General features: G+C 44.4%; 5 protein-coding genes. All 5 read left to right on the plus strand.

Going from position 1 to position 8,873, the window contains the following annotated elements; all coding sequences use genetic code 11:
• Positions 1–636, plus strand: a 636-nt coding sequence (locus LC574_RS13645; RefSeq protein WP_229454023.1) for a ScyD/ScyE family protein, incomplete at its 5' end; no start/stop codon positions are given.
• Positions 637–873: 237 nt separating this feature from the next.
• On the plus strand, positions 874–2,226 hold the full coding sequence (locus LC574_RS13650; RefSeq protein WP_229454024.1) for a fatty acid--CoA ligase family protein: 1,353 nt from the start codon (positions 874–876) through the stop codon (positions 2,224–2,226).
• Between the two features lie 394 nt (positions 2,227–2,620).
• A complete protein-coding gene (locus tag LC574_RS13655) occupies positions 2,621–3,355 on the plus strand; it encodes an SDR family NAD(P)-dependent oxidoreductase (protein ID WP_229454025.1) in 735 nt (244 codons plus the stop codon).
• Positions 3,349–3,762 carry a hypothetical protein gene (locus LC574_RS13660; protein ID WP_229454026.1) on the plus strand — a complete coding sequence of 138 codons (414 nt, stop codon included), beginning with the start codon at positions 3,349–3,351 and terminating at the stop codon, positions 3,760–3,762. Before LC574_RS13655 ends, LC574_RS13660 begins: the two co-directional genes overlap by 7 nt.
• Positions 3,755–8,873, plus strand: a 5,119-nt coding sequence (locus LC574_RS13665; RefSeq protein WP_229454027.1) for a type I polyketide synthase, incomplete at its 3' end; no start/stop codon positions are given. The genes LC574_RS13660 and LC574_RS13665, both read left to right, overlap by 8 nt.

Consider the following 8,873-nt stretch of genomic DNA (forward strand, 5'->3'; position numbering starts at 1 on the left):
TTATTTTTTATGAAAAAAATATTTATTATTTCAGGTATTCTTTTCACATTTTTCTTCTCTTCCGGTTTCGGCATTGGTGAAAATAACAATGTGGCAAAGAAAGAAATTAGTCAAAGACAGACTTTACGTCAAACACAAACAGCTGAATCACAAGCTTTTATTTCAGAGAAGCTGAATGAGGCAGCCCAATCCGAAGAAAAAGCCATTAACCAAAAGAGTATTTATCGAATCAACTCTAATAATAATAAGCCAGAGGTTTATCTTGATGGCTTTACGAACATCAGTGATTTGGCTTTCGATCCTAAAGGCAATCTGTACGTTCTAGAATTTGCGGCTAACTCAATATCATCATCATCTGAAATCCCAATTGGTACTCTAACCCGTGTCGCTCTTGATGGAACTCGTACAGTCATCACCAATAAATTAATCACTCCTACTGCTCTATCGCTTGCCTCTGATGGTGCGATTTATGTCACAAATAATGGTTTTCAGGCAGGAGAAGGGCAAATCCTTCGTATTGTGCCTAAAAATGACTCAACTTCAATTCCCGAACCAGCTTCTACATTCAGTCTGTTAGTCTTTGGTGCTTACGGTATGCTTTCATTGCTACAGCATAAACAGAAATCGATTAAGTAGTCGTCATAAACATCAAGTCTCATTCTCTGAGGTAGTTCCAGAGCAACTCACGATTGCCTGATTGTCAAATTTTATTTTTTCCATATTTGTTCAGATCGTCAATGGCAATCTGTACACTCAATTCTTGTGTTCAAGTTTTGGCGTTATATTTTCAAGTCAGCCATCATGATCTGGCTACCTCCACTAGATATAGAAAACTGAAAAATGGTACTTTCATAGAATAGGAGTATAAAAATCATGAGGTATTGGCTACTAGAAAGACTAGATGAGTTTGAAGAAAATATTGCTATTATCTGGCAAGAGCAACAATATACCTATAAGCAACTATCAGAGCAAGTAGTCAAGTGGCAGCACGAACTTAGCAATTATGACATTTGGGCAGGGGAGAGCGTCGCCCTCCACGGAGACTACTCATTTAAAACCTGTACATTGCTTTTAGCATTGATTGCCAATCGCAACATTGTTGTACCATTGACTTCATTAGTACCCGAAAAGAAAGCAAAGTTCCTAGAAATTGCTAGAGTCGGAGCTATATTTGAGTTTAGTAACAATGACACTTGGAGCTTCAACCGACGGAAAATAAATGATCGCCAACCACTACTCGATCATCTGCGTATACAGGGTGAATCAGGACTGGTACTCTTTACTTCTGGATCTACAGGAGAGAGTAAAGCTGTACTACTTAGCTTTGACAAAATTTTAGAAAAGTTCAAGGAACGTCGTCCCCAATTGCGAACTTTGGCCTTTCTTTTACTCGATCATATTGGCGGAATTAACACATTACTTCATATTCTCAGCAATGGTGGAACAGTAATATCTATTGATGAGCGCAGCCCACAGTCTGTATGCCGAGCTATTGAACAATATCGTGTACAGTTACTGCCTACAACACCAACTTTTCTAAATATGCTGTTGATTTCCGAAGCATACAAGCATTATGATCTCTCATCCTTGGAATTGATCACCTATGGTACAGAGCCTATGCCTATCAGCACTTTAGAGTACCTTAACAAGGTTCTTCCGTGGGTGCGACTGAAACAGACATACGGTCTTTCTGAACTAGGCATACCCCAGACTCAGTCTCGGAATTCAAACTCTCTTTGGGTAAAGGTAGGTGGTGAAGGTTTTGAAACAAAGGTAGTAAAAGGTAATCTATGGATTCGAGCCAAATCTGCAATGCTGGGTTATCTCAATGCTCCTTCACCCTTTGACGAAGCAGGCTGGTTTAATACCGGAGATGCAGTAGAAGTGGACGGTGAATATATTCGTATTCTTGGCCGTACCTCGGAGATTATTAATGTAGGTGGCGAAAAAGTATATCCAGCTGAGGTAGAGAGTGTTTTACTCCAAATGGATAATATTCGAGATGCTACTGTCCGAGGTCAAGCCAATCCTGTCACCGGGAACGTGGTTGTAGCAACAGTGAATCTGTTTGAACCGGAAGAGCCAAGGTCCATAGAACGACGGATGCGAGAGTTCTGCAAAGACCGCTTGGCTGCATATAAAATTCCAGTTTTCCTAGAAATTAGTAAGGAGAAGCAGTATAGCGATCGCTTTAAGAGAATGAGAAACAAATATCGAGCAGTGTAATTCTGCTTTAAAGAAATGTCACAACTAATCTCATATCGGTTACAAACACTAGCAAATGCTGATTTTTCATCTCTCAGGAGTTCCCAATGGCAGATTTGACAACTAGCCAGTTAGAAAACGAGTCTTTCTCATATCAAGTTATTTCTGAAAACTTGTGCTGAGAATTTGTAATCTACTGACAACAGACTTATACCATTTCACGAAAAATCTGATACAGATGTAAACCCTGAAAGCTTTGCTGCATCTAAGTTTTTTAATTGCGAATTGCGTTAGCGCAGCGTTAGCGAGTCTTGCCTACGGCACGCTCCGCGAACGAGCGTCATTGTGAATTGGTATTAGTCGGGTCTTGAAATGAGCATTTAGTCATATCAAAAAATTTTCACTCTTAGCAAATATGTCTCAGCAACAAGTTATTCTGATCAGTGGCGGTAGCAGAGGTTTGGGAAGCGCTCTTGTTTCCAATTTTCTTGAGCTTGGTCATATAGTTGCTACCTTTAGCCGTTCATGCACACCTTTTATCGAAGAACTGCATTCTCGCAATCTCGATCAATCTTTCCTGTGGGAATCGATAGATGGTACTGATTATGAGCAAGTTAAGCAATTTGTCATGTCTATCGCAAAACGCTATGGTCGCCTCGATGTTCTGATTAACAACGCAGGTGTAGGAGTTGATGGCATCCTTGCACTGATGCGAGCTTCAGACATACATCAAGGAATTGCACTCAACCTTGAAGGCTCGATACATCTGATCCAAGCTTGCTCAAGAATTATGTTACAACAACAAACCGGAAGCATTATCAATATATCTTCAGTGAATGCAGTCCGGGGACATGCAGGAGTTGCTGTCTACAGTGCTACCAAGGCAGCTCTGGATGGACTTACTCGCAGCTTGGCACGGGAGCTTGGTCCTAGAGGTATCCGCGTCAATTCGGTAGCACCGGGATATTTTGAAAGCACGATGGTAGAAACGCTGACAACAGAACAACGCAACCGCATCATCCGACGGACTCCTCTGGGAAGATTAGGCACAATCAATGACATGGTGGGGGCGATTCAGTTTCTACTTTCACCAAATGCACAGTTTATCACAGGACAGACGCTTGTAATAGACGGAGGAATCACATGTTAAAGCAGCCAGAAGCAATGCCAAATTTAGAACAGATTATCCACGAAACAGTTCTGCAAATTGTCCAGCAGCAATCTTCAACAATTTCTGAAATTAAAAATGACCAGAAGTTGAATACAGAGTTGAGCTTTAGTTCCCTTGATCTCGCTCAACTTGTCGCTGTTCTGGAATTGAAATTAGAAGCTGACCCATTTGCCAAGCTAGTACCGATTACTAGCATTCGTACAGTGGGTGACTTGTATAATGCCTACTGCAAGTGCTTCTCAACCACAGAGGAGCAAGAAGAACAGCCTGGTTTTGAACAAAGCCAAAACCGCGTTCAGGCTCGTCTTCGGGCATCAGTGAATCGACAGGCAGAACGCAGACAAAAATTATCGGCAGAAGTAGAAGAGGGAAAAAAAGATGAATAATGATTCATATACTCTTAATCATTCTAATAGCATAGCCATTATTGGTATGAGCTGTCGCTTTCCAGGAGCAAGAAATGTTGATGAGTTCTGGCAAAATCTGAAAAATGGAGTGGAATCTATCTCATTTTTCTCTGATGATGAACTGAAGACGAATGGCATAGATCCTTCTCTACTCAAGGAGCCGAATTATGTGAAAGCGGCACCCATCTTAGATGAAGTTGAATATTTTGATGCTTCTTTTTTTGAATACTCTCCCAAAGAAGCTGAATTCATGGATCCACAACATCGCTTTTTTTTAGAGTGTTCTTGGGAAGCATTGGAAAATGCTGGTTATAACTCTACAAATTACAAAGGAGCAATTGGAGTATATGCCGGTGCTGGTGGCAGCATCAGTAGCTATTTGCTTGCCTACGCCGATAGAAATCGTAATTTTGTTGGTTCAACTGGTAGTTTTCAACATATAGGAAATGATAAAGATTTTCTGACGACTCGCGTTTCCTTTAAACTCAACCTGAAAGGACCGAGTGTTACAGTTCAAACTGCTTGCTCTACTTCATTAGTTTCTGTGCATTTAGCTTGCCAAAGTTTACTCAATGGCGAATGTGACATGGCTCTGGCTGGAGGCGTAACTATTAGGGTTCCTCACAAAGCAGGTTACTTTACGCAGGAGGGAGGAATCGTTTCTGCCGATGGACATTGTAGAGCATTTGATGCCAAAGCGCAGGGAACAATTTTTGGCAGTGGAGTGGGAGTTGTGGTTTTAAAGCCACTAGAAAATGCGATCGCCGATGGAGATTGTATTTATGCGGTAATTAAAGGTTCGGCTATTAATAACGATGGTAGTTCAAAAATTAGCTATACTGCGTCTAGTGTAGATGGACAAGCACAGGCAATTGCCGAGGCTTTGGCGATCGCGCAAGTTGAACCGGAGACTGTTACATACATAGAAGCACATGGAACAGGAACATCACTAGGCGATCCCTTAGAAATTACTGCACTTACCCAAGTTTTTCGTACTAGTACCCACAAGCAGGGCTTTTGCGCTCTTGGTTCAGTCAAAACCAACATTGGTCATTTAGAAGCCGCCGCCGGAATTGCAGGTCTCATCAAGACAGTCCTCGCCCTCAAACATCAATATTTACCTCCCAGCCTACACTTTGAAGAACCTAATCCCAAAATTGACTTTGCCAGCAGCCCATTTTATGTCAATACAACATTGTCTGAATGGAAAACAGACATTACCCCGCGCCGAGCTGGGGTTAATTCTCTGGGGATTGGGGGTACCAACGCTTACCTAGTGTTGGAAGAAGCACCGAGATTGGCAAAGGTGACAACAGCAATAGAAAGACCACGGCAGTTATTAACCCTCTCAGCCAAAAGCCAAACAGCACTGCGAGAAATAGCTACAAAATATGAACAGCATTTAAAAGCCAACCGTTCACAATCACTAGCAGACATCTGCTTCACAGCCAACACAGGACGCAGCCACTTTGCCCACCGCCTCACAGTCAGTGCCGCATCCACAGCCGAAATAGGTGCACAACTAGCCGCCTTCCTCAGCGAAAAACAACAACCAGGAGTAGAAAACAGAGAAATACTCAGCAGCCAAAAACCCAAAATCGCCTTTCTCTTCACAGGACAAGGCTCCCAATATATACGCATGGGAAGGCAACTCTATGACACCCAACCCACCTTTCGTCAGATACTGGACAAATGTGACGCACTAGTAAGTCCATATCTGGGTCAGTCACTACTGTCAGTACTCTACCCAGAAACTGGCATTACCTCACCAATAGACGAAACCGCCTACACCCAACCAGCCCTGTTTGCACTAGAGTACGCAGTCGCACAACTATGGCGTACTTGGGGAATAGAACCGAGTATCGTCATTGGGCATAGTCTTGGGGAATATGTCGCAGCTTGTATAGCCGGAGTATTCAGCTTAGAAGATGGGCTGAGATTGGTAGCACAACGAGGAAAGTTAATGCAATCTCTACCAGCTAATGGGCAAATGGTAGCAGTGTTTGCAAATGCAGCCAAAGTCACAGAACTGATTGCACCCTACGCCCCAGCGGTAGTCATTGCGGCTGAGAACACACCAGAGAACATTGTGATTTCTGGCGAGAACACAGACATTGAGGCAGTACTGACAAAATTGAAGTCCGAAAGCATCCACTACCAAAGGCTGAGTGTATCCCACGCCTTTCACTCACCTTTAATGCAACCGATGTTAAACGAGTTTAAACAAGTAGCAAAACAGGTAAAATATGCTACTCCCAAAATCGAATTAATTTCTAACGTGAGTGGGCAAATGGTGTCAGGTTCACAGATGAGCCAAGCCCAGTATTGGTGTGAACATATCCTCCAGCCAGTGAGATTTAGCCAAGGGATGACAACACTACAGCAGCAAGGAGTGGAGATATTTTTGGAGGTGGGGTCGAGTCCGATGCTCTTGGGAATGGGAAGACAGTGTTTACCTAAGACTGAGGGAGCATGGCTGCCTTCATTACGCCAGGGACAGGATGATTGGCAGCAAATGCTCCATAGTTTGGCGGTATTGTATGTTCATGGTTGTGCGGTGGATTGGGTGGGATTTGACCGCGATTATCAACGCTGTCGGGTTGCACTGCCTACTTATCCTTTCCAGCGTCAACGCTTTTGGCTGGAGGCGGTCGAATCTCGAAGCACGCTATCACTTTCTGCTGAAAGTACCGCTAAAATTCACCCCTTTCTGGGTCAGCGACTACAATCACCTTTAAAGGAAATTCAATTTGAGGCTAAGTTTAGTAAAGATACACTGGCTTTTTTAGATGATCATCGCATTTATGACGTTGTAGTAGTGCCTGGCGCTTGTTACGTATCGATGATCTTGTCTGCGGCGCAAGAAGTCTTTGGCAGAAGTGCCTGCGTTGTGGAGGATGTAATTTTCCCTCAAGCACTGATCATCCCTGAAAACGAAGTCGAAACTGTTCAGTTAATTTTGTCTTTGGAAAATTCGGGAATAGCTACATTTCAAATCTTCAGTAACAGTGCAGACGGGGAAAATCAACATTGGAAATTGCACGCTACTGGAAAAATCCGTATTGGACAGACAGATACCGTAGAATTGGCGCAGAAATCTGCTATTGAAGAAATGCAGACACAATGCCAACAGCAAATGTCTAGAGCAGAGTTTTATCAAGAATTCTATCAGACGCGGCAAATTAACTTAGGCTCCAGCTTTCAATGGATTGAGCAAGCCTGGCAGGGGAATGGAGAAGCTTTATGTCAGATGCGGCAAGCGGTGGCAGAAGTTGATGCCTATCAGCTGCATCCAGGATTAATTGATTCTTGCCTGCAACTTGCGATCGCCAACTTACCTAATACCACTTACGTGCCTATTAGCATAGATAGCTTCAAATACTACGGGCAAACAGACAAGGAACTGTGGTGCCAAGTGCAAATGCAACAAGGCGTTGGATCAAACCAACAGACATACACAGCCAATATACAATTATTTGATCAAAACCAGCAAATAGTAGCACAAATCACAGGACTACACCTGGTGCAAGCCAATCGAGAAGCACTGCAAAGAGTCATGCCAGCGCAGAAGAATGATTGGCTATACGAAATCGCATGGCTTGCCAAACCCCAACCAGAAATAGACACCATACACTCAAGCAACCATAGTCATTGGCTGATCTTTGCCGACACCGCAGGTATCGGTACAGCACTAGCTCAACAACTAGAATCTAATGGCAAAACCTGCACCATCGTCTCACGCGGCACAAGCTATGAGCAAATAGACAACAACTATCGACTCAACCCAGCCCAACCCGAAGAATTTCAACAACTATTGCAACAATTAAAACTCACACAGCCACCAGTTCAAGGCATCATCCACCTGTGGAGCCTAGACACCACCCCAGCAGCAGTCACCAGCATCACCACCCTAGAAACAGCACAAATCCAAGGCTGTGGCAGCGGACTACACCTGGTACAAGCATTAGTCCAACAGGGACAAACACCATTACCGCGACTGTGGATAGTCACTCAAGGTACACAAGCAGTCGCCCAACAGCCAATTCCTCTAGCAGTAGCACAAGCACCCCTATGGGGATTAGGTCGTGTCATCGCTCTGGAACACCCAGAAATCTGGGGTGGACTAATAGATTTAGACTGGGGTAACCCACAGCAACAAGCCGCCACACTCTTAAGTGAAATTCAACAACCAGATGGTGAACAACAACTAGCCTGGCGACAAGGAAAACGCTATGTCCCCCGTTTAGTCCGCAGCAAACAACCCTTAACCCAATTAGAATCTGCTCGCTTGGACAGCGATGGGACTTACCTAATTACAGGTGGGTTCGGGGGATTGGGACTGCAACTAGCCCAGTGGATGGTAGAGCAGGGAGCGCGACATCTTGTACTTGTCGGACGTAATCCCCCTAGCGATCTTGCCAGCCAAGCGATCGCTCAATTGGAAAAGACCGGGGTTGAAGTCATAATAGCCCTAGCCGACGTATCTTCACAAGGGCAAATTGTGGCAGTATTAGCACAAATGAGTCAATCGATGCCACCACTCAAAGGCATCATCCACGCCGCAGGCATTCTCGACGATGGCGTACTACTGCAACAACACTGGCAGCGATTTGCCAAAGTCATGGCAGCAAAGGTAGCAGGAGCGTGGAACTTGCACAGATTCACCCAGCACCTGTCTTTAGACTTTTTCGTCCTTTTCTCGTCAGTAGTCTCGATGTTAGGTTCACCAGGACAAGGCAACTATGCTGCCGCCAACGCCTTTTTAGATGCTCTAGCCCATCAGCGAAGGCAGCAGGGACAAAGGGCGGTGAGTATTAACTGGGGACCTTGGGCAACTGTGGGGATGGCAGCATCTCTGGGTGAACGGGGTGAGAAGCAATGGGCAGCCCAAGGAATAGAGATGCTCAAACCGCAGCTTGGATGGAAGTTATTTGAGCAGGTGTTGTCGTCAAATCATCCCCAGGTGGGTGTATTACGAGTAAATTGGTCGCAATGGCTACAACAGTTTTCCTTTGTAGAGCCACCCAGATGGTTGTCGGCACTTGGGGGTGAGGTGCCATTCGGTGAAGCCAAGGTGTCACAACCGGGTG

Origin of the sequence: Nostoc sp. CHAB 5715 (assembly GCF_020829685.1) — a bacterium.
GTDB lineage: Bacteria > Cyanobacteriota > Cyanobacteriia > Cyanobacteriales > Nostocaceae > Nostoc.

What these genes read in the sequence shown, in the direction of transcription:
- LC574_RS13650 (WP_229454024.1), top strand. Translation starts at nt 874, where the DNA reads ATGAGGTATTGGCTACTAGAAAGACTAGATGAGTTTGAAGAAAATATT.
- LC574_RS13655 (WP_229454025.1), top strand. Translation starts at nt 2,621, where the DNA reads ATGTCTCAGCAACAAGTTATTCTGATCAGTGGCGGTAGCAGAGGTTTG.
- LC574_RS13660 (WP_229454026.1), top strand. Translation starts at nt 3,349, where the DNA reads ATGTTAAAGCAGCCAGAAGCAATGCCAAATTTAGAACAGATTATCCAC.